General features: G+C 39.4%; 24 protein-coding genes. 12 read left to right on the forward strand and 12 right to left on the reverse strand.

From position 1 onward, the window contains the following. Positions 1–51 precede the first annotated feature (51 nt). Positions 52–738 (reverse strand): tRNA (guanosine(18)-2'-O)-methyltransferase TrmH, encoded by a 687-nt coding sequence (trmH, locus tag I6F43_RS14595; RefSeq protein WP_197102900.1) that lies wholly within the window; start codon positions 736–738, stop codon positions 52–54. A 41-nt stretch (positions 739–779) separates the two neighbouring features. Next, the gene (asnC, locus tag I6F43_RS14600; RefSeq protein ID WP_002958822.1) at positions 780–1,238 is read right to left on the reverse strand and encodes a transcriptional regulator AsnC; all 459 of its coding nucleotides are present in this window, start codon (positions 1,236–1,238) and stop codon (positions 780–782) included. A 197-nt stretch (positions 1,239–1,435) separates the two neighbouring features. Here asnC and asnA point away from each other — a divergent pair, with 197 nt between their 5' ends. Continuing rightward, the gene (asnA, locus tag I6F43_RS14605; protein WP_165735737.1) at positions 1,436–2,431 is read left to right on the forward strand and encodes an aspartate--ammonia ligase; all 996 of its coding nucleotides are present in this window, start codon (positions 1,436–1,438) and stop codon (positions 2,429–2,431) included. Positions 2,432–2,480: 49 nt separating this feature from the next. Here asnA and I6F43_RS14610 read toward each other — a convergent pair whose 3' ends face one another. The 5 genes from I6F43_RS14610 to gmk all read right to left on the reverse strand — a co-directional run bounded on the left by I6F43_RS14610 (position 2,481) and on the right by gmk (position 8,160). After that, positions 2,481–4,088, reverse strand: coding sequence for a DUF342 domain-containing protein (locus I6F43_RS14610; RefSeq protein ID WP_197102902.1), 1,608 nt, complete (start codon positions 4,086–4,088; stop codon positions 2,481–2,483). A 151-nt stretch (positions 4,089–4,239) separates the two neighbouring features. Further along, positions 4,240–4,632, reverse strand: coding sequence for a RidA family protein (locus tag I6F43_RS14615; RefSeq protein ID WP_007580015.1), 393 nt, complete (start codon positions 4,630–4,632; stop codon positions 4,240–4,242). A gap of 12 nt (positions 4,633–4,644) precedes the next feature. Next, the gene (gene spoT / locus I6F43_RS14620; RefSeq protein ID WP_007580016.1) at positions 4,645–6,750 is read right to left on the reverse strand and encodes a bifunctional GTP diphosphokinase/guanosine-3',5'-bis pyrophosphate 3'-pyrophosphohydrolase; all 2,106 of its coding nucleotides are present in this window, start codon (positions 6,748–6,750) and stop codon (positions 4,645–4,647) included. A 388-nt stretch (positions 6,751–7,138) separates the two neighbouring features. Next, positions 7,139–7,414, reverse strand: coding sequence for a DNA-directed RNA polymerase subunit omega (rpoZ, locus tag I6F43_RS14625; protein ID WP_007378835.1), 276 nt, complete (start codon positions 7,412–7,414; stop codon positions 7,139–7,141). A 125-nt stretch (positions 7,415–7,539) separates the two neighbouring features. Further along, the gene (gmk, locus tag I6F43_RS14630; RefSeq protein WP_007580018.1) at positions 7,540–8,160 is read right to left on the reverse strand and encodes a guanylate kinase; all 621 of its coding nucleotides are present in this window, start codon (positions 8,158–8,160) and stop codon (positions 7,540–7,542) included. 237 nt (positions 8,161–8,397) lie between these two features. Here gmk and I6F43_RS14635 point away from each other — a divergent pair, with 237 nt between their 5' ends. After that, positions 8,398–9,873, forward strand: coding sequence for an NAD(P)H-hydrate dehydratase (locus tag I6F43_RS14635; protein ID WP_197102904.1), 1,476 nt, complete (start codon positions 8,398–8,400; stop codon positions 9,871–9,873). A gap of 19 nt (positions 9,874–9,892) precedes the next feature. Here I6F43_RS14635 and I6F43_RS14640 read toward each other — a convergent pair whose 3' ends face one another. Continuing rightward, positions 9,893–10,342 carry a VOC family protein gene (locus I6F43_RS14640; RefSeq protein ID WP_197102906.1) on the reverse strand — a complete coding sequence of 150 codons (450 nt, stop codon included), beginning with the start codon at positions 10,340–10,342 and terminating at the stop codon, positions 9,893–9,895. 474 nt (positions 10,343–10,816) lie between these two features. Here I6F43_RS14640 and I6F43_RS14645 point away from each other — a divergent pair, with 474 nt between their 5' ends. The 5 genes from I6F43_RS14645 to arsJ are packed head-to-tail and all read left to right on the forward strand — an operon-like array spanning position 10,817 to position 15,412. Beyond that, positions 10,817–11,575, forward strand: a complete 759-nt coding sequence (locus I6F43_RS14645) for a metalloregulator ArsR/SmtB family transcription factor (protein ID WP_442960241.1) — start codon at positions 10,817–10,819, stop codon at positions 11,573–11,575. A 33-nt stretch (positions 11,576–11,608) separates the two neighbouring features. After that, positions 11,609–12,625 carry an ACR3 family arsenite efflux transporter gene (arsB, locus tag I6F43_RS14650; protein ID WP_197102910.1) on the forward strand — a complete coding sequence of 339 codons (1,017 nt, stop codon included), beginning with the start codon at positions 11,609–11,611 and terminating at the stop codon, positions 12,623–12,625. 38 nt (positions 12,626–12,663) lie between these two features. Further along, positions 12,664–13,155 carry a phosphatase domain-containing protein gene (locus I6F43_RS14655; protein WP_197102912.1) on the forward strand — a complete coding sequence of 164 codons (492 nt, stop codon included), beginning with the start codon at positions 12,664–12,666 and terminating at the stop codon, positions 13,153–13,155. 17 nt (positions 13,156–13,172) lie between these two features. After that, entirely contained in the window at positions 13,173–14,183 is a 1,011-nt protein-coding gene (locus I6F43_RS14660) for an ArsJ-associated glyceraldehyde-3-phosphate dehydrogenase (protein ID WP_197102914.1), read from the forward strand. Positions 14,184–14,188: 5 nt separating this feature from the next. Further along, positions 14,189–15,412, forward strand: a complete 1,224-nt coding sequence (gene arsJ, locus I6F43_RS14665) for an organoarsenical effux MFS transporter ArsJ (RefSeq protein ID WP_197102916.1) — start codon at positions 14,189–14,191, stop codon at positions 15,410–15,412. A gap of 237 nt (positions 15,413–15,649) precedes the next feature. Here arsJ and groL read toward each other — a convergent pair whose 3' ends face one another. The 3 genes from groL to I6F43_RS14680 all read right to left on the reverse strand — a co-directional run bounded on the left by groL (position 15,650) and on the right by I6F43_RS14680 (position 18,219). Beyond that, positions 15,650–17,296 carry a chaperonin GroEL gene (gene groL, locus I6F43_RS14670; protein ID WP_197102918.1) on the reverse strand — a complete coding sequence of 549 codons (1,647 nt, stop codon included), beginning with the start codon at positions 17,294–17,296 and terminating at the stop codon, positions 15,650–15,652. Between the two features lie 48 nt (positions 17,297–17,344). After that, positions 17,345–17,632 carry a co-chaperone GroES gene (locus I6F43_RS14675; RefSeq protein ID WP_007580032.1) on the reverse strand — a complete coding sequence of 96 codons (288 nt, stop codon included), beginning with the start codon at positions 17,630–17,632 and terminating at the stop codon, positions 17,345–17,347. 110 nt (positions 17,633–17,742) lie between these two features. Further along, positions 17,743–18,219 carry an FxsA family protein gene (locus tag I6F43_RS14680; protein ID WP_007580034.1) on the reverse strand — a complete coding sequence of 159 codons (477 nt, stop codon included), beginning with the start codon at positions 18,217–18,219 and terminating at the stop codon, positions 17,743–17,745. A 178-nt stretch (positions 18,220–18,397) separates the two neighbouring features. Here I6F43_RS14680 and cutA point away from each other — a divergent pair, with 178 nt between their 5' ends. The 5 genes from cutA to accC all read left to right on the forward strand — a co-directional run bounded on the left by cutA (position 18,398) and on the right by accC (position 23,098). After that, positions 18,398–18,718, forward strand: a complete 321-nt coding sequence (gene cutA / locus I6F43_RS14685; RefSeq protein WP_007580036.1) for a divalent-cation tolerance protein CutA — start codon at positions 18,398–18,400, stop codon at positions 18,716–18,718. After that, positions 18,718–20,553: a protein-disulfide reductase DsbD gene (locus I6F43_RS14690; protein WP_197102920.1), complete on the forward strand. Its 1,836-nt coding sequence runs from the start codon at positions 18,718–18,720 to the stop codon at positions 20,551–20,553. Before cutA ends, I6F43_RS14690 begins: the two co-directional genes overlap by 1 nt. 228 nt (positions 20,554–20,781) lie before the next feature. Next, positions 20,782–21,234: a type II 3-dehydroquinate dehydratase gene (gene aroQ / locus I6F43_RS14695; RefSeq protein WP_197102922.1), complete on the forward strand. Its 453-nt coding sequence runs from the start codon at positions 20,782–20,784 to the stop codon at positions 21,232–21,234. Between the two features lie 38 nt (positions 21,235–21,272). Further along, positions 21,273–21,731 (forward strand): acetyl-CoA carboxylase biotin carboxyl carrier protein, encoded by a 459-nt coding sequence (gene accB, locus I6F43_RS14700; protein ID WP_007580042.1) that lies wholly within the window; start codon positions 21,273–21,275, stop codon positions 21,729–21,731. A gap of 26 nt (positions 21,732–21,757) precedes the next feature. Further along, positions 21,758–23,098, forward strand: coding sequence for an acetyl-CoA carboxylase biotin carboxylase subunit (gene accC / locus I6F43_RS14705; RefSeq protein ID WP_007580045.1), 1,341 nt, complete (start codon positions 21,758–21,760; stop codon positions 23,096–23,098). A gap of 417 nt (positions 23,099–23,515) precedes the next feature. On the opposite strand, the gene I6F43_RS14710 is transcribed toward accC, so the two are convergent. After that, positions 23,516–24,217 carry a FadR/GntR family transcriptional regulator gene (locus I6F43_RS14710; protein WP_007580047.1) on the reverse strand — a complete coding sequence of 234 codons (702 nt, stop codon included), beginning with the start codon at positions 24,215–24,217 and terminating at the stop codon, positions 23,516–23,518. Between the last annotated feature and the right edge of the window lie 160 nt (positions 24,218–24,377).

Here is a 24,377-nt window from a genome sequence, read left to right on the forward strand (position 1 = left end):
CAATCTTATTATTTGTGAGTAGGCTAAGTGTACTTACAGAGCTTTAGTCCATCAAGTATGTTTTAAAGCTTGCCAAAATTGCTCGTCAGCGACTATTTCGCCGTTTTCATCAAGTGCGGGGTAGGGTAATTTTTTTTGTTTACACTGCCTTGCAATAATAGGATGGCAGCCTTCAAAGTAAAGTGGGTGCTTAACTTCGGCGCTCAGCATATCTCTATTATATAAACCAGCCAGCTGACGTTGACGCTGTGCTTCAAACAATATTAGCGCAGCAGCAACCGAAACATTTAGTGATTGCACCATGCCTTGCATTGGAATAATAATATTTTGATCGGCATATTCTAGAGCTTTTTCTGAGATCCCTGTTTTTTCTTGTCCAACAATAATAGCCGTTGGCTTGGTGTAATCTACTTCTCTAAAATCAACGGCATCTTCTGATAGATGAGTCGCTAATATTTGTATTTCTGGATTGCGTTCACGCATTGCAGTAACTGCATCATCAATATTTCTATGCAGGTGCGTCTCTAGCCAGTTTTTACTGCCACCTGAGGTATTATTTGTTAGCCATTTTTGCTTTTCAGGCCATACAGCATGTACGTGATGGCAACCAACCGCATCAGCACTTCGTACTATTGCAGATAAGTTATGGTGTTTGTGCACGTCTTCTAAACACACGGTTAGGTCTGTTTGACGGCGCGAAAGTACGTCTTCGATTCTTTGATAGCGAGTTTGCTGCATGGTTATCCTCTTTTTTCGGCAATTATACGAGATTTTTACAGTTAAGGCATTACCGTACGGCTAATTGGGTTTTGTAGAGAAATAAGTGTTTCTGTTGATTGGATTGCTTCTATTGCCTGTATTTTATTAATCAGCACATCTTGTAAGTGATCAATGGACTTTGTCATTACCTTTATAAATATGCTGTAGTTACCTGTTGTGTAATAAGCCTCTACCACTTCCTCCAATGCTTCTAGCTTTATAAGCGTTTGCGGGTAATCACGTGCGTTATTTAAATTAATACCTATAAAGCAGCATACATCGTAGCCCAGCTGTTTAGTATTAATCGTTAATTGGGTGCCTGTAATGATCCCTGCTTGCTTCATTTTTTCAATTCTTACGTGAATTGTCCCTGCGCTTACATTAAATCTTTTTGCTAATTCGGCGTACGCAGTACGGGCATTTGCCATTAACGCATGAAGTATCTGTTTATCGAGATTATCGATTAAATAATTTTCCATTATATTTTTATCATAAAATTATCGAATATATGGTTTTTATAACACTTAATTGATGGTTTTTATATATTAAAGCTATTTTTGTTATGGGATATTGAATTAATCCTTTGAATCGTTACATTAACTTCATTAAGGACGCTAGTTAGATCGTTTTTTATCAATTAAGCAAGTAACAATAACTGGGAATGAGGCCAATTATTATGAGTTCACACTATGTGCAGCAACAGCAGCAAATAAGTAAAGTTAAGCAATTTTTTTCACAACAACTAGAAACCCAACTTGGGCTGGTTGAGGTTCAAGCCCCAATTTTGGCTAAGGTTGGCGACGGCACGCAAGATAACTTAAGCGGCCATGAAAACGCAGTTGCTGTAAATGTGAAAGCGATTACAGATAGCCGCTACGAAGTGGTGCATTCACTGGCTAAGTGGAAACGTAAAACACTGGCTACTTATGGCTTTAGTGTTGGTGAGGGTATTTACACTCAAATGAAGGCTTTGCGCCCAGATGAAGATTCATTAAGTCCTATTCATTCTGTATATGTTGATCAATGGGATTGGGAAAAAGTAATTAACGAAACGACAGAACGTTCGCTGGCAACACTAAAGCAAACTGTTCAATCTATTTATAAAGGAATAAAAGAGACGGAAGCTTTTGTAAGCGAGTCTTATGGTTTAACGCCATTTTTACCGGACGATATTAAGTTTGTGCACAGTGAAGAGCTACGTAAAATGTATCCTGATTTTAGTGCTAAGCAACGCGAAAAAGCCATTGCACAAGAATATGGTGCTGTATTTTTAATTGGTATTGGTGGCGCACTCGGAGATGGCAAAATTCACGATGTAAGAGCCCCAGATTACGATGATTGGTCTACGCCAACATGCGATCAATACATGGGTTTAAATGGCGATATTTTGGTATGGAACCCAGTGCTTGAAAATGCATTTGAAATATCATCAATGGGTATACGTGTAAGTCCGGAGGTTTTAAAAGCGCAGTTAAGTACAACTGGAGATGAAGACCGCTTAGAGTTTGATTGGCATAAAGCGCTACTACAAAGTAAATTTCCGCAAACGATTGGCGGTGGAATAGGGCAGTCTCGCTTGGCTATGCTATTGCTACAAAAGCAGCATATTGGCCAAGTACAAGTGGGTGTATGGCCAAGTCAAACTTATGATACGGTAAGTGGCTTACTTTAAATTGTAAAAAAGTGAGTTAATTTGAGTGCTCAATAGAGCACTCAATTTTTTAGTGTGTTTTAAACTCTATTTCAATTTTATTATTTAAAAGTTTAACGTTGCACGGAGGGTAATTGCGGATTGTTTTAAGTACTTTATCAAAAATATGAATCTCTACGCCTGAATGCAAAACAGAATTCACCGTTAAATTAGTGTCGCTAAGTAAATCGTGTAAGTCATGATCTAAGTTTGAAAGACGTTTTTCTAATTTCTCTGCTTGCTCACAATAATGTTTCTGAGTAGCGCCAATTTTAGTGATTAATATTTTCTTCTTTTCGGCATCCTTCACTAAATCAGTTTTTTCTAGCGCTGCTTGCAGCGTATCTAATTGTGCATCTGTTTTAGCTAAGTCTCTAAAGCAATTATCAGTATCCGCTGTTATTTCAGCACCAGAAGCTGCTAAATTAATAATCATTTTAGCACCTGATTCATTCCCTATTTCGCCAGCAATGAGAGTTGTTGCATCAAGTATTTCACCACCAAATATTTTACCTTTAGGTAAGTCTGGTTGGCCTACTTGCAGTAAGCGTTTAGCTTTCATTACACAATGGCTTGTTTGGCGATCAATAAAAATATTATTTGCATCGAGATAACAATACTGTGAGTGAGATACATGAATATCACCTAGCGCAATTAGCTTGCAAGAAAGTGACTTACTATCCACTTTTTGATGGCCAATAATGCCTTGTTTAACAGTGATGTTTCCGCCTGCGGTAAGCTCACCTGATTCAACTGTGCCAAATATAGTAATATCGCCTTTGGCAGTTACTTTCATCCCAGGGTCTATATTGCGAGTAACAATAACACTGCCTTGAAAGTCAATATGGCCGCTTTTTACATTTACATCTGAAATGGTAAAAATATCGTCGACACGCATACCATTATTAATTTCAACCGGAACACCAGCAATAGTAGAGACTAACTCAAGCGGATTCATTTTTGATATTTCAGTCCCTTCGCCTGCCACTAATTGTTTATTTTCTCCGGGCTTTGCGGGCAGTATGTCACCTATTACGGTAAAGCCTTCTTTACCGGGGGTTGCTGGTTGCTGGCGAATAAGCACAGAGCCAGGTTCTACGCTTGCAAGCTTGCCAAAGTCGCGCATGTCCACACTGCCATCTTCTTTGAGCTTGGGCGCTTTTAAGCGGTCTTTTAAAGTCTCTACGGTTGTTATTAGTTTAGTGGCTAAACCATCGCTTGGGAGCCTACCTTTAGCTAATATCCCTTTAACTACAGATCCCGCAGAGTGTTCAGATTGTTTTTGCAGCAGCTGTTCTAAAAAAGCTTGTTTATACCCACGCACAATGCCTGCTTTAACGAGTTGTTTTTTTGCATCTTCTAAACTTAATAACTTTCCACCTTGGGCAATCGTTAGCTCGCCAATGGCCAGCATTTTATCGTCGCTAATTGTTACATTTAAAGTGGCATTGTGTTTTGTTGCTACAACGAGAGTTTGTTGTGTGTTTTCGTTTTTAAAAAAATCATTAATAGCGTCATGATCTATTTTACAGTCGCAAAAAGCTGACTTTTCGAGAGCCTCTAAAATAAATGCAGCGCTGGGAGGAATATGTTCTTTTACATCAAGTAAAACATTTCCATTGTTGGCAAGCTTAAACACGAGTTAATCCTTTTTTACTACTTAAGTTAAGTTTGTTTTTTAAAACACAACTACAGATTGCTAGAAATTTACATTTGAGTCAAGAAGTCAGATAAAACGAAGTGCGGAGCGAAAAATAAAGGCTATAGAGAAGCTCTATAGCCTGTAATACTTAATTGGTAGAAGGTAATTCCATTATTCCGTCTATTTCAACTTGTGCACCTTTTGGTAGTGCACGAACACCTAATGCAGCTCTCGCTGGGTAAGGTTGTTTAAAGTATTGGCTCATCACTTCATTTACAGTGGCGAAGTTAGATAGATCAGTTAGGTAAATATTGATTTTAACTAAATCGTGAATTTTTCCGCCTGCTTCTTCACATACCGCAGCAATATTTTTAAATACTTGATGCGTTTGCTCGCTAAAATCTTCTGAAATCATTTCCATCGTTTCTGGAACTAATGGAATTTGACCAGATAAATAAACAGCGGTACCTACTTTAACTGCTTGGCTGTAAGTGCCAATAGCTGCAGGTGCTTTGTCGGTAGAGATAAATGCTTTATTCATGTGTTTCCTATTTTATTTTTTACGATAGACTTTTTGTACATCAGGCATAACGCGAATGCGGCGCATAATGTTAGCAACGTGGATACGGTTTTTAACGGTAACCCCTAAATCTATCACGTATAAATTACTTTCTTTTTCATCGGTGGCAATTTCGACAATATTGGCTTGGGTTGTAGCGACAACATTGGTTAGCTTAGCTAACGCGCCTTGATGGTTAATAATTTCAACTCTCAGAGCTGCAATATATTCTTTTTCTGGGTTATCGTCCCATTTTACAACTAAGTATTTAGAGCGCTCATTTTCCCAACCACGAATATTTTTACATTCTTGGCGGTGAACGGTCAGGCCCTTACCTTGGCTTATATGAGCCGTAATGGCATCGCCTGGTACAGGTCGGCAACACTTAGAGTAATTCACTAACATGCCTTCAGTACCAATAATGGTCGCTTTAGCTTGGCTTGTTATATCAGTTAAATCGTCATTGTCATTTTGCAATAAGCGCTTGGCAATTAACATACTCATTAAGTTACCAGAGCCAATTTCTACAAGTAATTCAAGAAGCGTAGTTAGTTCGTGCTCTTCAAGTACTCTCGCTATATTTTCATCAGCAATGCTATCTAGTTTGTTTTCGCCTAATGCCGAATCAAGTAAACGACGCCCTAAAAGCATAGCCTCTTCATGATGCTGGCTTCTAAGGTAATTACGAACACCTAAGCGTGCTTTACCAGTAACAATAAAGTTTAGCCATGTTGCATTAGGGTGGGCACCTGAGCTTGTTATTATCTCTATGGTTTGCCCTGTATCTAACGGCCTACTTAAAGGATGTGGCTTGCGATTAACGCGAGCGCCTACACAAGTGTTGCCTACATCAGTATGAACCGCATACGCAAAATCGACTGCGGTAGCGCCCATTGGTAGCTCAACAATACGACCATCAGGTGTAAATACGTAAATTTCTTCTGGGAATAGCTCAGTTTTTACATTTTCAATAAATTCAAACGATGAACCCGCACTTTGCTGAAGTTCTAATAAGCTTTGCATCCATTGGCGAGCACGTTGCTGCGAAGTATTACCTGCACCATCACCTGATTTTTTATACATCCAGTGCGCCGCTACACCTTTGTCGGCCATCTGATCCATATCGTGAGTACGAATCTGAATCTCAACAGGTATTCCGTGTGGGCCAACTAATGAAGTATGAAGCGATTGGTAACCATTAGTTTTTGGTACGGCAATATAATCTTTAAAGCGTGTTTCTATAGGCTTATAAAGACTATGAGCCACACCTAATACGCGATAACACGTATCCATAGAATCAACTGCAATTCTAAACGCGTAAATATCCATAACTTCGTTAAATAGCAGTTCTTTATTAAGCATTTTTTTATAAATACTATATAAATGTTTCTCACGGCCTGACACAGTCGCTTTAATGCCTGACTCTTCAAGACGTGCTTCTATTTCATGTTGGATATTAGTGATAACTTCTTTGCGATTACCACGTGCTTTAGCTACTTCAGATTTAAGTGCGCGATGACGCATAGGATATAAAGCTTGAAAACCTAAGTCTTCAAGCTCATTTTTAATATCGTGAATACCTAAGCGGTTTGCTATTGGCGCGTAAATCTCAAGCGTTTCACGTGCTATTCTGCGGCGCTTATCTGGGCGCAGTGCCCCTAAAGTACGCATATTGTGCGTTCTATCAGCAAGCTTGATTAAAATAACTCGAATATCCTGAGTCATTGCCATAATCATTTTGCGGTAGTTTTCAGCTTGGAATTCTTTTTTATCTTTAAAGCTGAGCTTATCGAGCTTACTTACACCTTCAACGAGTTCTGCCACAGTTTCGCCAAAAATTTCGGCTAAATCTTGTTGGCTAAAATCAGTATCTTCAATTACATCATGCATTAGCGCGGCCATGAGCGTTTCATGATCAAGATGCATGCCTGCAAGAATTTGGGTTACTTCTACTGGATGAGTTATGTAAGGTTCGCCACTTGAGCGAGTTTGTCCTTCATGGGCCTCTCGGGCTACCACGTAAGATTTTTGAACCAGCTCTACATCAGCAGCGGGCAAGTATTCTGAAATTTTCTTTTTAAGACCTTCAAAAAGATACATTCACACTCCAATGTTCTAGGGCCTGTTGACCTTTCAGGATTAAAATTTGTTCAATCTAGGGGCGATTTAATCGCGGCGCGAGGTTTTTAGCCTAGCGGGCTAAGTAAAAATCGAGCAACAAAGAGTAAATTGCCCCTAGGCAGAACCCTTTGGGCAGCGCATGTTTGGCATTTATGCTGCGTTATCGCCTATTTATGGGAAATAACCACACTACATAGGCTCTGCCTTGCCTAAATACCAAGCATACTGCTGCAAATTTAACCTCGAAAGATAAACAGGCCCTAGTGAAGCAAATTAGGTAAGCTACGAATATACGATGAAATGAAAGGATTGCCAACGGCTATAGTAGAAATACTGCGCCGTTGGCTAAATCAGACCGGGAGGTCGATTATTGGTTGCCACCAACAATGGCAGCAACAGCAGCTAATTCTGCTGCTTCTTGGTGTTGTTGTTCTTCACGGTCAATTAAGTCCATTGAAGCGCTATCAACTAAACCTAATTCAATTTCACGTAAAGCAACTACCGTTGGCTTATCGTTTTCAGGGTCTACTAGTGGAGTTTTACCACCAACAGCAATTTGGCGGGCACGACGAGCCGCAACTAAAATTAAGTCAAAACGATTACCAACTGCATCTACTGCATCTTCAACTGTTACGCGGGCCATCACAGCACTCCAAAAATAATTTAAAAGCAAAGACGTAGTTTACTCCAAGGAGCCACTTTCGCCAATAGCCAGTGTTCAATTTTTATCAGTTTTACTTGCCTAAGCCTAATTTAAGTAAGCTTAAATTATTTAAGCAGACTATTTAGTAAAACTTGGTGACGATCTTCTTGCGCTTTTAGTGTTAAGCGCTGAGCCATTACAATCATTTCTATGTCGGCAAGTGCGCTCTCAAAGTCATCATTAACAATTACAAAGTCGTATTCGTTATAATGTGATGTTTCAGATTGTGCTTTTGCCATACGAGAGGCAATAACCTCAGCCGAATCTTGGCCACGGTTATTTAGGCGTTGTTCTAACTCTTCTTTTGAAGGCGGTAGAATAAAAATAGTTTGTACGCTTGGCATAATTTTGCGCACTTGCTGAGCGCCTTGCCAATCAATATCTAAAAACACATCAATACCCGCATCAAGTTGCGACTCAATAGCCTGCTTTGATGTGCCGTAGTAATTATCGAATACTTGAGCCCATTCAAAAAAGTCATCTTTGGCAATAAGCGCTTTAAATTCGTCTGTAGATACAAAGTGATAATGCACGCCATTTTCTTCACCTGGGCGAGGGGCGCGAGTTGTATGTGATACAGATACTTTCATGTCAGCGTGTTTTTTTAATAACGCATTGATTAAGCTTGATTTACCAGCACCAGAAGGGGCTGACAAAATAAATAAGTTACCGCGAGTTTGTGCCATGTTTTTCTCTACCTAAAAATAAACAGGCTTGGGTTACAAGTAAGCCAAGCCTTTAATTAACTGCATTGTACTTTAATTAGCTCACCTTGCTCAAGTTAGTCGTGCTCATGTTGGTCATGCCCAAATTGGCTCGGGAGTGTTTTGCTAAGTTAGGCTTTAAATAAAATTGAGGTTTAAAACTAGCCGCTAGATATAAGTATTTGATAAGGTGAAGTATCACCTAGTAAAGGAGCCTTTATGCTTAATAAAACCTTATTTACCGCACTACAAGTAAGAGACAATGAAGCTTTAGCGGCTAAAAACAGTCATTGTGATTTATTTACACTAATGCAGCGTGCAGGCGAAGCTGTATATAAGCAATGGCAGTTATTTGATGCACCGCATACATTAGTCATTGTTGGCCATGGTAACAACGCTGGAGACGGTTATATTGTTGCAAGGCTTATAAAGCAATTGGGTAAAAAGGTAACAGTATGCGCAGCTGAGCCTAATAAAGTATTAACAGGTGATGCAGCAAAAGCGCAGCAGTTATGGATTGAAGCGGGCGGGGAAGTTTCTCATTTTACAAAAGATGCCCTTAATGAGTGCGATATAGTTATTGATGCGCTCCTTGGTACTGGGCTTAAAAGCGCAGTGCGTTATAACTTTGCGAATATAATTAACGCTGTAAATAACAGTGGTAAGCCAGTAATAAGCATTGATATTCCATCAGGTATTGAGGCGAATACAGGACAGCCTTTAGGGTGCGCAGTACAAGCAACTTCAACCGTTACTTTTGTGGGTATTAAGCAAGGGCTCACAACGACAGCAGGTAAACAATATAGCGGTAAGTTGGTATTTGATGATTTAGCAATTGGCGATGCGTTTACTTGTATTGCTCAATCTTCAGGAACCCTTGTTAATATCAATAGCTTTAAAGGAATAGCCACGCGGGCAATCAATAGTCACAAAGGCAGCCATGGCAAGCTTTTATGTGTTGGTGGCAATCAAGGTACTGCAGGAGCAATTAGGTTAAGTAGTGAAGCAGCTCTTAGAACGGGTGCTGGCATGGTAAGAGTGTATACACACGAAAGCTCAATAACGCCTATTAGCATTGGCAGACCAGAACTTATGGTAAGCAGTAATAACTTACATCAAGCGCTAGAGTGGGCAAGCTGCGTTGTTATTGGCCCAGGACTTGGGCAAGACGAGTGGGCACAACAAACATTCGATGAAGTAATGCAATATTGCCAAAACAATAAAATGCCATTGGTTATAGATGCAGATGCCCTTAATTTACTGGCTAAGCAAGCTTCATCATACATGTTAGAGCAATGCGTACTTACTCCACATCCCGGCGAAGCCTCTCGACTGTTGAGTGTTAGCACAAGCGAAATCGAATCTGATCGTTTTAATTATGCTCGCCTTTGCGCCAAACGCTACACAGCAACTTGTGTATTAAAAGGCGCTGGAACATTAATAGATAACGCCCAGCAAACGTGGGTATGTGAAGATGGCAACCCGGCACTGGCCGTTGGCGGCAGTGGCGATGTACTCACTGGTATTATTGGAGCATTACTTGCTCAAGGTTTAAATATTGATGAAGCAGCACGTTATGGTGTAACACTGCATGCTAAAGCTGGTGATATCGCAAGTGAGCGAGACGGGCAAAGGGGAATGCTACCCAGTGATTTATTTCCAATTGTAAGAGAGTTAGTTAATAAAGTGACGTGAGTTTAAGCGTCACTTTATCTCACTGATTATTAAGCTGCAGTAAATCCCATTTTGTCCCATATAAGTCTTCAAAAACCACGACGGTACCATAGGGTTCTACTCGAGGTTCTTCGTTAAATGTAACGCCTTTAGAAAGCATTAAATTATAATCTCGCCAAAAGTCATTGGTATGCAAAAATAAAAACACACGACCACCTGTTTGATTACCAATAGCGCTTATCTGTTCGGGTGTTGTGGCTTTAGCAAGCAGCAGATTAGTCCTGCTCGGATTAGTCCCGTTTGAATTAATCTCATTTGAACTAGCCCCGTTTGAATTTGGAGGTGAAATTAACACCCAGCGTTTACCCTCTCCTAAATCAGTATCCTCAATTAACTCAAAATTTAGCTTTTGAGTATAAAACTCAATGGCCTCGTCGTAGTTCTTAACAACTAATGCAATGCTGCCAATATGCTGTTGAACGTTAGTCATGTTTAGCTCACTCCGTACTATTAAATAAATGTGTTTTATATCATTTACGCTGCTCTTGTTTAGCTTTTTGAACATTTCCGTAAGTAGGAGGCAGTATAGGTATCAGAGAAATAAGCGGAAAAAACGCTAAAAAAAATAAGCCCCCCTTAGACAGACTTTTACCCCACGTTACCATTTTCAGCATAGCCCAAACTACGAACGAAAATAACCCAGTCACAAGGGCGACAGAAATAAAGAAGGTGAATATTGCGTTATTATTTAATAAATCCATCTAATATAAATATTAGTTAAATGGTAAACATATAAATTACAAGTATTAGCTTCATGAATGAGTAAAATATAACTAAGGTGTTGTGTATTCGAATATTCATATATACAATAATTCATATTCATTATTATTGTTGATTTCTTATGAAAAATATAAGTAAACAAAAAGTCCTTTTTCTATGTACTGGAAACTCGGCTCGCTCTCAAATGGCAGAAGCCTTACTAAGACATAAAGCAGGTGATAAGTATGATGTTTATAGTGCAGGTACTCAGCCTGATACAGTTGATCCTCGTGCTATTAATGCGTTAGGGAAGTTTGGTTTAGATATTAATAATTTAGTGTCTAAAAATATGAATGTCTTTGAAGGTCAAGTTTTTGATTATGTTATTACTTTATGTAACAAAGCCAATAATGAATGTCGCAGCTACCCCAATGCCGTTATGCAATTAGCGTGGGATTTTCCTGATCCAAAAGAACGTTCTGGCAATAACCCTTTTTCTACTACATTAAATGAGCTTAATAACCGCTTATCAATGTTTCTTTTGGTTGAAGAAAAAAATATCAGCCGTGGTGCTACACAAACAGTAGTTAACACACAAAATGATCAACTTAATGGCTTTAACCCCCTCTCTTTTTATAAAAGCCTAACCGATGATATTAGACTAAAAACGCTAATGTTGACTCATTACCACGGTGAACTTTGTGTTTGCGAACTAATGGAAGCTATGGATGAAGGTAGCCAACCTAAAATGTCACGTAACCTTGCTGTTCTAAAGAAAGCGAAGGTGATAACCGATAGAAAACATGGTCAATGGGTGTTTTATCGTATTAACCCTGAGCTGCCACTATGGGCTAAGTCAGTTATTGCACAAACAACAGAAAATAATATTCCTATGATCAGTAACGAACTTCAGCGTTTAGCTAACATGCAAAATAGGCCTGATCGAGCAAGTTTCTGTAAATAAATTTTCTATAAAGAATGAGTAAAGGATTTAATAATGGGTATTTTTGAACGTTATTTATCAGTATGGGTTGGCTTAAGCATTGCGCTTGGGGTGGCTCTAGGTTTATGGCAACCTGATGCATTTCAAACAATTGCTGAACTTGAAATTGCACACGTAAATATTGTGGTCGCTGTTTTTATTTGGGTGATGATTTATCCCATGATGGTTCAAATTGACTTTTCAGCGATCAAAGATGTCGGAAAAAACCCTAAAGGCTTGGTTTTAACCATCGTTATCAATTGGTTTATTAAACCATTTACCATGGCAGGTTTAGGTTGGTTGTTCTTTAATTTCCTCTTTGTTGATTTAGTTGATCCTGCTTCAGCTCAAGAATATATAGCTGGGATGATTTTATTAGGCGTAGCTCCATGTACAGCAATGGTATTTGTATGGTCGCAGTTAACTAAAGGTGATCCAAACTATACCTTAGTTCAAGTATCAGTGAATGATGTGATAATGATATTTGCTTTTGCGCCCATTACTGCATTTTTGCTGGGCGTGAGTGATATTCAAGTGCCTTGGGAGACTTTGGTAATTTCTGTTGTACTTTATGTTCTCCTGCCATTAATTGCTGGTGTCGTAACACGTAAAATATTGAATAAAGGGCATGGTGAAGTAGAGCTAAATACCTTTTTATCTACGTTAAAGCCTTGGTCAGTTATCGGTTTGTTAGGCACTGTAGTTTTATTATTTGGCTTTCAAGCACATACTATTTTGTCTGAGCCTGAAACCATCGGTCTAATCGCTATTCCCTTAATTATTCAAACATACGGTATTTTTGTTATTGCGTATTTAGCTGCAAAATGGATGAAATTACCTCATAACATTGCAGCCCCTGCTTCGTTAATCGGAACATCTAACTTTTTTGAAATGGCTGTAGCTGTAGCTATATCTCTTTTCGGTCTTCACTCTGGAGCAGCACTGGCAACCGTTGTTGGAGTGCTCGTTGAAGTGCCCGTTATGCTGTCTTTAGTTTATTTTGTTAATAAAACACAACATTGGTTTAGATAAGAAATATAACGCTTTAAATTCATCTTTTAGGAAACAAAATGCAAACACATCCATTTGATATTTTAGCACTTGAAAATGGTGCTCAACTTATATTTACCCCGTGCCCTGGCACGAAGGAAGCTTCTTTATCTGATTCTATTTCAACACTTAAAGGTGTAGGTACAAACATGCTTATTACCTTGATGTTTGATGACGAAATGGAAAAAAATAATGCACTTTCTTTACCAACTGAATGTGAAAGGCAAGGCATTGAGTGGGTTCAACTACCTATTTTAGATGATGCCGCTCCAAGCCAAGCCTTTGAATCACTGTGGGGTGTTCAAAAGGCTAACATCTTAGACGTGATAAATAACCAAGGCACCATTGCTGTGCACTGTAAAGGTGGCTCTGGTAGAACAGGCTTAGTGATTGGACTTATTTTATTAGCGTTTGGTTACTCTGGTGAAAAGGTGATTGAAGAAGTTCAAAAAATACGACCGAAAGCGCTTAAAAATCCCGTTCAGCTCGATTACTTTAATTCATATTTATAAACATTTAGGACACATTTATGACAATTAAAATAGGCATTAACGGCTTTGGTCGTATGGGGCGTTTATCAATGCGAGCGGCATTTGATTGGGATGATATAGAAATTATTCAAATTAATGATCCTGCAGGAAATGCTGAAACACTTGCACACTTAATGATGTTTGATTCAGTACATGGTCGTTGGCATCATGAAGTAACACATCAAAATGATTCAATCGTTATTAATGATAAAGCAATACCGTGTACACAAAACAAGGCAACTCAAGACACTGATTGGTCTGGTTGCGACGTAGTTATTGAAGCATCAGGGAAAATCAAAACTAAAGCGTTGTTACAAGCCTACTTAGATCAAGGCGTAAAACGTGTAGTTGTTACTGCTCCTGTAAAAGAGGATGGTGTATTGAATATCGTTATGGGGGTCAATGATGAACTATACGATAAAGCTATTCATCCTATCGTTACCGCAGCGTCATGTACCACTAATTGTTTAGCACCAGTCGTTAAAGTTATGCATGAAAAAATAGGTATTAAACATGGCTCAATGACGACCATTCATAACATCACCAATACCCAAACAATAATAGATGCTCCGCATAAAGATTTACGTAGAGCACGTTCTTGTGGCACAAGTTTAATACCTACAACAACTGGCTCAGCTACTGCAATTACGCATATTTTCCCTGAACTAAAAGGAAAACTAAATGGTCATGCAATACGAGTTCCTTTAACGAATGCATCCATTACAGATTGTGTTTTTGAAGTTGAACGAGCTACAACTGCTGAAGAAGTAAATACATTACTTAAACAAGCAGCACAAGATGAATTGAAAAACATCATGGGATATGAAGAACGACCATTAGTGTCTATTGATTATAAAACTGATCCACGTTCTAGCATCATTGATGCACTATCAACGATGGTGGTAAATGGTACACAAGTAAAACTTTATGTTTGGTATGACAATGAATGGGGCTATGCTAATAGAACCGCAGAATTAGCACGTATGGTTGGCTTGGCAGATAAAGGTTAATTTTTATGGGACTTTTATCACTCAAAACGTTATCTCCAGCTATTAAGCAATACTTGGTGATAACAGGTAATTATTGGGCGTTTACCTTAACCGATGGTGCACTACGTATGCTCGTAGTGCTGTATTTTCATCAGCTAGGATATAGCCCTTTAAATATTGCCATGCTGTTTTTATTTTATGAAATTTTTGGTGTTATTACGAACCTTGTTGGTGGTTGGTTAGGTGCAAAACTTGGCTTAAATAAAACCATGAATATTGGTTTAGCAATGCAAATAATCGCCCTTGGTATGTTAGCTGTTCCTGCTGAAATGCTAACGGTGATTTATGTGATGGTCGCACAGGCATTATCAGGTATTGCCAAAGATTTAAATAAAATGAGTGCGAAAAGCTCTATTAAGTTACTAGTGCCAGAAGGAGCTGAAGGTACGCTATACCAGTGGGTTGCTATACTTACTGGGTCTAAAAATGCACTAAAAGGAGTTGGATTCTTTTTGGGAGGATTGCTATTAACATTACTAGAATTTAAAGGTGCAATCATCTTAATGGCTTCTCTTTTAGCCATCGTATGGGTATTTAGTTTAATCACTTTAAAAGAAGATTTAGGTAAGGCGAAAAATAAACCTAAATTTAAAGAGATTTTCTCGAAAAGTTCATCAATCAACATACTTTCTGCGGCACGAATGTTTTTATTTGGCGCAAGAGATGTTTGGTTTGTGGTGGCATTACCTGTGTTTCTAGCTGTAACCTTTAATTGGGATCATTGGTGGGTTGGTGGTTTTATGGCGAGCTGGGTCATCGGCTATGGCATAGTACAATCCTTTGCGCCTCTTATTACAGGAAATAGTAGAGGTAAAAATCAGGGCAAAGTACCAACAGGTAGAACGGCATTTTTGTGGGCAAGTAGCCTAACCGTGATACCTGCTGCTATAGCTTTAGCGTTGCACTTTAATTTTCACATTCAAGCTTCAATCATTATAGGATTATTAATATTTGGTGCTGTTTTTGCTGTTAACTCTTCTTTGCATAGTTATTTAATTGTCAGTTATGCAGGTAATGATGGTGTATCGCTTGACGTCGGTTTCTACTATATGGCAAATGCCATGGGGAGATTGATTGGAACCGTGCTTTCAGGTTGGGTATACCAAAATTATGGACTAGAAGCCTGTTTATGGATATCAAGTCTATTTGTGGCTATAGCCTCTTTGTTATCATTAAAATTAAAGCCGTGAGAACCCCTATATAAAAGGTTTTTTAAAGCTCGTAGCCGGCACTAAAATTGAACATGAATATCGGCAATGAGCTTGAAGCGGCCATTTAAATAATCAATTAATCAACTTCAGAAATACGCTTAATTTACATAGAAATGTGTTGTCAGAATATTTAGAAACCAACAAAAAAGCCTGAATATTACTATTCAGGCTCTCGTTTAAATGGTTAGAGCTACAGTTATAGATTTAAAAATCTATTTACATCATGCCGCCCATACCACCCATTCCGCCCATGCCACTCATATCAGCGCCGCCAGCTTCATCTTTTGGGATTTCTGCTACCATTGCTTCAGTAGTGATCATTAGACCCGCAATAGACCCTGCAAATTGTAATGCAGAGCGTGTTACTTTAGTTGGATCTAGGATACCCATTTCAATCATGTCGTTGTATTCGCCAGTTGCTGCGTTGTAACCAAAGTTACCGTCGCCGCCTTTAACTGCGTTAATTACAACTGATGCTTCTTCGCCAGCGTTAGTTACGATTTGACGAAGTGGTGCTTCCATCGCACGAAGTGCAACTTTAATACCGTGGTTTTGATCTTCGTTGTCGCCAACTAAATCAACCAGCTTGCTAGCTGCACGTACAAGTGCAACACCGCCACCAGGTACTACGCCTTCTTCAACCGCTGCACGAGTTGCATTTAATGCATCTTCAACACGGTCTTTTTTCTCTTTCATTTCCATTTCAGTAGCAGCACCTACTTTGATTACTGCAACACCGCCAGCTAGTTTAGCCATGCGCTCTTGTAGTTTCTCTTTATCGTAGTCTGATGTTGCTTCTTCGATTTGTGCTTTAATTTGTGAAACACGACCGCTAATACCCGCTTCTTCACCAGCACCATCAATGATTGTTGTATCATCTTTAGTGATAATTACGCGCTTAGCTGTACCTAGGTCTTCAACTGTTGCTTTTTCAAGCTCTAAGCCGATTTCTTCAGAAATAACAGTACCGCCAGTTAATACAGCGATATCTTGTAGCATTGCTTTACGACGGTCGCCAAAACCAGGTGCTTTAACAGCTGATACTTTAACAATACCGCGCATGTTATTAACGACTAATGTAGCTAGTGCTTCGCCTTCAAGGTCTTCTGCGATGATTAGTAGTGGTTTGCTTGCTTTAGCAACCGCTTCTAATGTTGGTAATAATTCGCGGATGTTAGATATTTTTTTATCTACAAGTAGAATAAATGGGTTATCTAGTTCAACAGTGCCTTTTTCTGGGCTGTTGATAAAGTAAGGAGATAAGTAACCACGGTCAAACTGCATGCCTTCAACAACATCTAGTTCGTTTTCAAGTGATTGACCTTCTTCTACAGTAATAACACCACTGTTACGGCCTACTTTTTCCATTGCTTGTGCAATGATGTCGCCAATCTCTTTATCAGAGTTAGCTGAAATAGTACCTACTTGTGCAATTGCTTTAGTATCAGAACAAGGAACAGATAACGCTTTAAGCTCTGCAACAGCAGCAATAACTGCTTTGTCGATGCCGCGCTTAAGATCCATTGGGTTCATGCCCGCTGCAACCGCTTTAAGGCCTTCATTAACAATAGACTGTGCAAGTACTGTAGCGGTAGTTGTACCATCGCCGGCTGCATCATTTGCTTTAGATGCAACTTCTTTAACCATTTGTGCGCCCATGTTTTCAAACTTGTCTTCAAGTTCGATTTCTTTTGCTACAGATACACCATCTTTAGTGATAACTGGTGAGCCAAATGATTTATCTAGTACAACGTTACGGCCTTTAGGACCTAATGTAACTTTTACTGCGTTTGCCAGGATGTTTACGCCAGTTAGCATTTTAGCGCGTGCGTCACCTGCAAAAAGTACTTCTTTTGCTGCCATGTTTTAAATTCCTCTAAATTCTTAAATGTTTATAAACGAAAAGTAGGTTTAGCCTACAATGCCTAAAATATTATCTTCACGCATGATCAGGTACTCTTGACCTTCGATCTTTTCAACTTTTTCAACATATGAGCCAAATAACACAGTGTCACCGGCTTTAACTTCTAACGCTCTCACGTCACCGTTTTCTAAAACGCGACCGTTACCAACTGCAACAACTTCTCCGCGAGTTGATTTTTCAGCTGCAGAGCCAGTTAATACAATACCGCCAGCAGATTTTGTTTCTTCTTCTAGACGTTTAACGATTACGCGATCTTGTAAAGGACGAATGTTCATGTTTTTTAGTTCTCCTAACAGTTTCTGTACATTACAGAAAAAAGCTTTTCTAATTTGCATTCATTAATGGGGGTAGAGTGAAAAATTCCAAGAGAAAAAACGATAAATTTTTAATCTTTTCGCTCATATTCACCATCAATAGTAGTTGGTCGTTCCATTTGCCCTTGCTCTCGTTCAGCATGTTGCTGCCCAGCAAACGGCGATGGCCCTTGTTGCATGCCTGCGCTCATTCTAACAGTTGCTTGGCTAGCAAGGCCTGCAGCCAATTTGTTACGAATTGCAGGGGTTAATAATAGTAGCCCAAATACGTCGGTCATAATGCCAGGAGTAAGGAGTAATACACCTGCAATTACAACGCATATTCCGGTAAATAATTCTTTGGCTGGCATTTGCCCTTGCGCCATTTGCGCTTGTACGTTTTGCAGCGCCCCCATACCTTGTGTTTTAACCATTTTGGCACCTAAAATCGCAGTAATAACAACAAGTGCAATTGTTGCAAATCCGCCAATCACGTCGCTTACTTGAATCAGCAAAGCGATTTCGATAATAGGGATGATAATAAACAACACAAATAAAAATCTAAACATAGCGCTCTCTAAATAATGACACTCAAAAGAGTTGATGAAATATAAATGAGGGTGACGAGGTCTCTTTTCAAGGTTAGGGCATAGGTATCGTCATTTTACTGATATTTTAGCGTCTACACATTGTATCGGCTATCAGATACTATGATGATAGACACTGTCCAATAAGTATAGGTTCATAATGACTACGCATTTTAAAATGATTTTTACGACCTGCAAAGACGAAGCAGAAGCACGCACACTTGCAAGGGCGTTGGTAGAAAAAAAGCTGGCTGCTTGTGTAAATATTTTACCTAACATGGGCTCTATTTATATGTGGGAAGGCGAAGTAGCAGAAGCAACTGAAGCTAAGCTACTTATAAAAACGAAATCAGATAAAATGAACGATGTGTTTCTAACGATAAAAGAGTTACATAGCTACGAAGTGCCAGAGATTCAGGTTTTAGAAGTTTCTACGGGAAATTTGGCGTATTTTAATTGGATGGACGAGGTACTGAATTAATGCGTTTTTTCTTTTTATTGTTGGTTACATTATTAACCGTACCTGTAAAGGCTGCGACTAATAATGTGCTTGGTGATCTACTTGGGCCTCCTCAACACACTTTTTTACCTGTAGACCAAGCGTTTGTATTTGACTTTGATCAGCAAGGCAGCACCTTGTTTGTAGGTTGGGATATAGCGCCAGACTATTATTTATATAAAAAGAAAATAGAAATCATTGCCAAGGGCGCAAACATTCAAGTGGGTGATTCTGGTAGTGGCGAAATTATTGAAGATGAATTTTTTGGTGAAACAGAAGTCTTTTTTAATACCGCGAGCGTTGTTAGTAAGTTAAGTAATATCACTGAGGGAGCGGTTGTTAAAGTTCGCTATCAGGGCTGTGCAAAAGCAGGGCTTTGTTATCCACCAGAAGTGATTAGCATTCCACTTAGTGTAATTAGTGGCGCACAGATTAAAAATGTAGATCAAAATAGCGCTACCGATGAAGCGGCAACAGCGCAAAGTACATTTGCAGCACTTAACGATCCAGCAGCTGAACCTACAACAAATTCGGATGACACCGAAAAAGAACTGACTTTTACTGAGCAATTAGCCAGTCAGAGCTTAATAACTAATTTACTCATATTTTTTGCTGTTGGTGTAGGCCTTGCTTTTACGCCGTGTGTATTTCCTATGTTTCCTATTTTGTCGAGCTTAATTGCGGGTCAGCAAAACCTTTCAACTAAAAAAGCGTTTGCGTTGTCGTTTGTATATATACAAGGTATGGCAGTTACCTATGCAGCGCTTGGCTTAGTTGTTGCTGCGCTTGGTGGGCAAGTGCAGGGGTATTTACAGCATCCATTTGTGTTAATCAGCTTTAGTTTATTATTTGTATTATTGGCTATGTCGATGTTTGGTTGGTACGAAATTAAACTGCCAAGCAGTATGATGAGCAAGCTAACCCAAGTAAGTAACAACCAAAAAGGCGGCAACTACGTTGGCGTATTTTTAATGGGTGTACTTTCGGGCTTAATAGCATCACCTTGTACTACTGCGCCACTGTCGGCGGCACTGTTATTTGTAGCGCAAAGTGGTGATTACTTAGTAGGTGGTTTAACACTGTACGTGCTCAGTTTAGGTATGGGGTTACCACTTTTATTACTTGGTACATCTGGCGGTAAATTGCTTCCTAAAGCCGGTGGTTGGATGGAGCAAGTTAAAACCTTGTTTGGTTTTGTGATGCTCGTTGTGCCGCTTATATTACTTGAGCGACTAATCAGCGCCGACATTATATTATTAATGGCAGGTGTGCTTGCATTAGCAACAGCACTGTACTTACATCATTGGCAAAGTAGCCAAACACAAAGCAAGTTAAAAACTGCATTATGGTTTGCTGCAACTCTATTAGTTATTACTGGCTTTACGTTGACTAAAAACTACTTTTGGCCAGTACAAGTACAAACAGTACAGGTAAGCTCACAAAATAATGAGTTTAAACAGGTTGCTGATTTAGCAGAATTAAAAGAAGCAGTTGCACAAGCAAACGACGAAGGTCGAATGGTTATGGTCGATTTATATGCCGACTGGTGTGTGGCGTGTAAAGAGTTTGAACATTACACCTTTCCTGATGCCAAAGTGCAAAGTGAGTTTAGCCATTATCAGCTTATTCAAATTGATTTAACTGAAAGTGATAATAAAACAATTGAGCTAATGGAAGAGTACACTGTGTTTGGTTTACCTAGTATTTTGTTTTTTAATACTCAAGGACAAGAGCTTAGTACGCAGCGCGTAACGGGCTTTTTAAATGCTGAGGACTTTGCTAAACACCTAGCAGTTGTGCGCGCCAGCGCACAATAATAGTGCAATAGTGCCACTTGAATTGACTAAGTGGCACCTTCTTAATTCTTCTTATATTTGTACCCACGACACTGATAAGACCAGTATTTTGCTGCTATTTACGTCGAAATCACTATAATAGTTGGTTAACGTGAGAAATTGTTGCTACATTGCTTTTTCTGCTTACTTAAAAGTGAAAAACTAGTTAGTAACCGCTTAACTCATTACTTATAGGATATATCGCGTATTATGGCTGCAAAATTTAACCTTTTAGTTATAAATGGTCCAAATTTAAACATGCTTGGTAAACGTGAACCGGATAAATACGGTTTTCAGACGCTGAGTGAGATTATGGAGGAGCTAACCAGTGCTGCTAATAGTCTAGATGTTGAGTTAACGCATTTTCAAAGTAATAGTGAGCAAGCACTCATCGAACGAATTCACGATGCTTGGCAAGCGGTTGATTACATAATTATCAACCCAGCTGCATTTACGCATACTAGCGTCGCATTACGTGATGCACTGTTGAGTGTTGATATTCCGTTTTTTGAGGTGCACTTAAGTAATGTGCACGCACGTGAAGCCTTTCGTCATAATTCGTATTTTTCTGATGTGGCACAAGGCGTGATATGTGGATTAGGCGCAATGGGTTATCACGCAGCATTAAATGCCGCTGTGAGCCGGTTGCAAAGCGCAATTTAATTTTAAATTAACACACAAACAAATAGGCGGGTCGTGTAATGGATATTCGCAAGATAAAGAAGCTTATCGAATTAGTAGAAGAATCAGGTATTGCTGAGCTAGAAATCACTGAAGGTGAAGAATCAGTACGTATTAACCGTAACAACATGAGCGCTGGCCCAGGTTACCCGCAATTTGCTCCACAGCAATATGCACCAGCGCCAGCAGCACCAGTTGCAGCGGCTCCTGTAGCTGTTGAAGCAGCAGCACCAGCTGAGCCTACGGGTCATCAAGTTAAATCACCAATGGTTGGTTCTTTTTACTCAGCTGCGTCTCCTGAAGCTCCAGCATATGTAGAAGTTGGTCAGCAAGTTAAAGTTGGCGATACACTTTGTATTATCGAAGCTATGAAAATGATGAACCAAATTGAATCAGACAAAGCCGGTACAGTAAGAGCTATCTTAGCTGAAAATGGCGAGCCAATAGAATTTGATCAACCTCTATTCATCATTGAATAATAGCGTAACCTAAAAGGCCAACTCTAATGTTAGATAAAGTAGTCATTGCAAACCGAGGTGAAATTGCACTTCGTATATTGCGCGCCTGCAAAGAGCTTGGGATCAAAACGGTTGCTGTGCATTCAACGGCAGATCGCGATCTTAAGCATGTATTGCTTGCAGATGAAACCATCTGTATTGGTAGACCATCAGCAACTGAAAGTTATTTAGATATTCCGCGCATTATTGCTGCGGCTGAAATAACTGACGCTGTAGCGATTCATCCTGGTTACGGTTTCCTTGCAGAAAATGCTGATTTTGCCGACCAAGTTGAGCAAAGTGGTTTTGTATTTATCGGTCCTCGTGGCGACACTATTCGCCTTATGGGTGATAAAGTGTCTGCTATCGCAGCAATGCGTAAAGCCGGCGTTCCATGTGTTCCAGGCTCTGACGGTCCGGTATCAGATGATAAAGAACGCAACATGCAAATCGCTAAGCGTATCGGTTACCCGGTAATCATCAAAGCCGCTGGTGGCGGTGGTGGTCGTGGTATGCGTGTTGTTCGCAGCGAATCTGAACTTATTGATTCAATTGCATTAACACAGCAAGAAGCTAAGCAATTCTTTGGTAATAGCATGGTTTACATGGAAAAATTCCTTGAAAACCCACGCCATATCGAAGTTCAAGTATTAGCAGACGGCCAAGGTAATGCAGTACATTTAGGTGAACGTGATTGTTCTATGCAACGTCGTCACCAAAAAGTAGTTGAAGAAGCTCCAGCACCAGGAATTACTGCTGAAACGCGTAAATTCATTGGCGAGCGCTGTACACGTGCATGTATCGAAATTGGATACCGCGGTGCAGGTACGTTTGAGTTTTTATACGAAAACGGCGAGTTTTACTTCATCGAAATGAATACACGTATTCAGGTTGAACACCCTGTAACTGAAATGGTTACTGGTATCGATTTAGTGAAAGAGCAGTTAAAAATTGCAGCGGGTCAACCGTTATCATTCACTCAAGACGACGTTGTTATTCGTGGTCATGCTATTGAGTGTCGTATTAATGCTGAAGATCCTGAAACGTTTATCCCGTCACCGGGTAAAATTACACGTTTCCATCCAGCAGGTGGTTTAGGTATTCGTTGGGACAGCCATATTTACGCTGACTACACGGTTCCACCACATTATGATTCAATGATTGGTAAGTTAATTACTTACGGTGAAAACCGTGACGTAGCTATTGCCCGCGCGCGCAATGCACTTAACGAGCTAGTAATTGACGGAATTAAAACTAATACTCCTTTGCATAAGAGAATTCTTGCAGATGAAAACTTCCAAAATGGTGGTACTAACATCCACTATCTTGAGAAGAAATTAGGATTGTAATTCTAGCCTGCAAAAGGCGTTTTATCTCAGTTAATAACCAGAGTTATTAATCTGATTTAAATAATTAAAAATCCGATATCAGGAGACTGATATCGGATTTTTTAATGCCTGTAATTTATACCAATTCGCTTAATTAAATGATCTATTTTGAGGGCGGAAAAACGTGTTGGTAGCTAGGCAAAAAATTCGCTATTTAGTTGTTCTCGGCAATTGCTCCTGCATTGCTCTACCTTCTGCATCCATGCAGTCGTAAATGAGAATTTTTTAACGCAGGTAGCGACGCGTTTAGCCCTGCAAAATGATTAAGTATTATTGCGGATTGGTATTAAGCCTTATAGGCAATAAAAAAGTCCATAAAATATACTGCAAAGAGTAAATTTGATGGACTCAATATTTATACAATATGTTGAACCAACATTAAACTAATTTAGATTCAATTAACTGCAGTGCTTCTTCTAAAATTGTTTCTACTGCTTTTTTAGCGCGTTCAGGGTCGCGTGACTTTATGGTCTCTAAAATATCAGCGTGCTTAGCAACGTCTGCGCCCGGTACACCTTTAATGTGGTTTGTATAACGAATACTTACTCTAAGGGCTGTACTAATAAACTCAGTTAACTGCACAAAAAAGCGATTGTTACTGGCAACTAATATGCTGGTATGAAAAGCAATGTCAGCTTCGAGTGGATCGTCTAAGCCTTCGTCTGCTTCAGCCATACGGGCTAAGGCGTTATCAATTTCAGCGAGTTGTTCAGCAGTTGCATTTAGTGCAGCAAGCGCGGCTGCTTGTGGCTCAAGGGCAACGCGTACTTGAGTAAACTCTTTTAATAATGACAGTGATGGCTTACTACTTAAAATCCAACGTAGTACGTCGGTATCAAACATGTTCCAGCTGCTTTCAGGTAATACACGAATACCTTGCTTAGGACGAGAAGAAATTAATCCTTTAGCAGAGAGCATTTTTACCGCTTCGCGGGTGGCGCTGCGACTTACATCATATTTTATACATAAATCGGCTTCAGAAGGCAGGCCTTCGCTTACAGGGTAAACACCACGCACAATAGCAAAACCCAAATCATGGGTTAATTGTTGTGTTAAATTTTGACGGGGTTGGCTTTTCATTGCGCAGGATTCCGAGTTGATATATTGCTTTATTATATATCATATATCATATTAATGTACTCAAGGATATGATATAAACTTTTAATTAGCTAAATATTTTAACACAGCAATAACAACTTAGTTTGGCTCTTTATACTGTAAATGTAAGTTTATAAAGAGT

The organism is Pseudoalteromonas sp. NZS71_1 (assembly GCF_015864305.1).
In the GTDB taxonomy this organism is placed as follows: Bacteria; Pseudomonadota; Gammaproteobacteria; order Enterobacterales; family Alteromonadaceae; genus Pseudoalteromonas; species Pseudoalteromonas arctica.

What these genes read in the sequence shown, in the direction of transcription:
- I6F43_RS14655 (WP_197102912.1), top strand. Translation starts at nt 12,664, where the DNA reads ATGCAAACACATCCATTTGATATTTTAGCACTTGAAAATGGTGCTCAA.
- I6F43_RS14710 (WP_007580047.1), bottom strand. Translation starts at nt 24,217, where the DNA reads ATGAAAAGCCAACCCCGTCAAAATTTAACACAACAATTAACCCATGAT.
- rpoZ (WP_007378835.1), bottom strand. Translation starts at nt 7,414, where the DNA reads ATGGCCCGCGTAACAGTTGAAGATGCAGTAGATGCAGTTGGTAATCGT.
- spoT (WP_007580016.1), bottom strand. Translation starts at nt 6,750, where the DNA reads ATGTATCTTTTTGAAGGTCTTAAAAAGAAAATTTCAGAATACTTGCCC.
- I6F43_RS14680 (WP_007580034.1), bottom strand. Translation starts at nt 18,219, where the DNA reads ATGTTTAGATTTTTATTTGTGTTGTTTATTATCATCCCTATTATCGAA.
- asnC (WP_002958822.1), bottom strand. Translation starts at nt 1,238, where the DNA reads ATGGAAAATTATTTAATCGATAATCTCGATAAACAGATACTTCATGCG.
- I6F43_RS14675 (WP_007580032.1), bottom strand. Translation starts at nt 17,632, where the DNA reads ATGAACATTCGTCCTTTACAAGATCGCGTAATCGTTAAACGTCTAGAA.
- cutA (WP_007580036.1), top strand. Translation starts at nt 18,398, where the DNA reads ATGACTACGCATTTTAAAATGATTTTTACGACCTGCAAAGACGAAGCA.
- I6F43_RS14615 (WP_007580015.1), bottom strand. Translation starts at nt 4,632, where the DNA reads ATGAATAAAGCATTTATCTCTACCGACAAAGCACCTGCAGCTATTGGC.
- I6F43_RS14645 (WP_442960241.1), top strand. Translation starts at nt 10,817, where the DNA reads ATGGCAGAAGCCTTACTAAGACATAAAGCAGGTGATAAGTATGATGTT.
- accB (WP_007580042.1), top strand. Translation starts at nt 21,273, where the DNA reads ATGGATATTCGCAAGATAAAGAAGCTTATCGAATTAGTAGAAGAATCA.
- I6F43_RS14690 (WP_197102920.1), top strand. Translation starts at nt 18,718, where the DNA reads ATGCGTTTTTTCTTTTTATTGTTGGTTACATTATTAACCGTACCTGTA.
- arsJ (WP_197102916.1), top strand. Translation starts at nt 14,189, where the DNA reads ATGGGACTTTTATCACTCAAAACGTTATCTCCAGCTATTAAGCAATAC.
- arsB (WP_197102910.1), top strand. Translation starts at nt 11,609, where the DNA reads ATGGGTATTTTTGAACGTTATTTATCAGTATGGGTTGGCTTAAGCATT.
- I6F43_RS14635 (WP_197102904.1), top strand. Translation starts at nt 8,398, where the DNA reads ATGCTTAATAAAACCTTATTTACCGCACTACAAGTAAGAGACAATGAA.
- groL (WP_197102918.1), bottom strand. Translation starts at nt 17,296, where the DNA reads ATGGCAGCAAAAGAAGTACTTTTTGCAGGTGACGCACGCGCTAAAATG.
- aroQ (WP_197102922.1), top strand. Translation starts at nt 20,782, where the DNA reads ATGGCTGCAAAATTTAACCTTTTAGTTATAAATGGTCCAAATTTAAAC.
- gmk (WP_007580018.1), bottom strand. Translation starts at nt 8,160, where the DNA reads ATGGCACAAACTCGCGGTAACTTATTTATTTTGTCAGCCCCTTCTGGT.
- accC (WP_007580045.1), top strand. Translation starts at nt 21,758, where the DNA reads ATGTTAGATAAAGTAGTCATTGCAAACCGAGGTGAAATTGCACTTCGT.
- I6F43_RS14640 (WP_197102906.1), bottom strand. Translation starts at nt 10,342, where the DNA reads ATGACTAACGTTCAACAGCATATTGGCAGCATTGCATTAGTTGTTAAG.
- I6F43_RS14660 (WP_197102914.1), top strand. Translation starts at nt 13,173, where the DNA reads ATGACAATTAAAATAGGCATTAACGGCTTTGGTCGTATGGGGCGTTTA.
- asnA (WP_165735737.1), top strand. Translation starts at nt 1,436, where the DNA reads ATGAGTTCACACTATGTGCAGCAACAGCAGCAAATAAGTAAAGTTAAG.
- trmH (WP_197102900.1), bottom strand. Translation starts at nt 738, where the DNA reads ATGCAGCAAACTCGCTATCAAAGAATCGAAGACGTACTTTCGCGCCGT.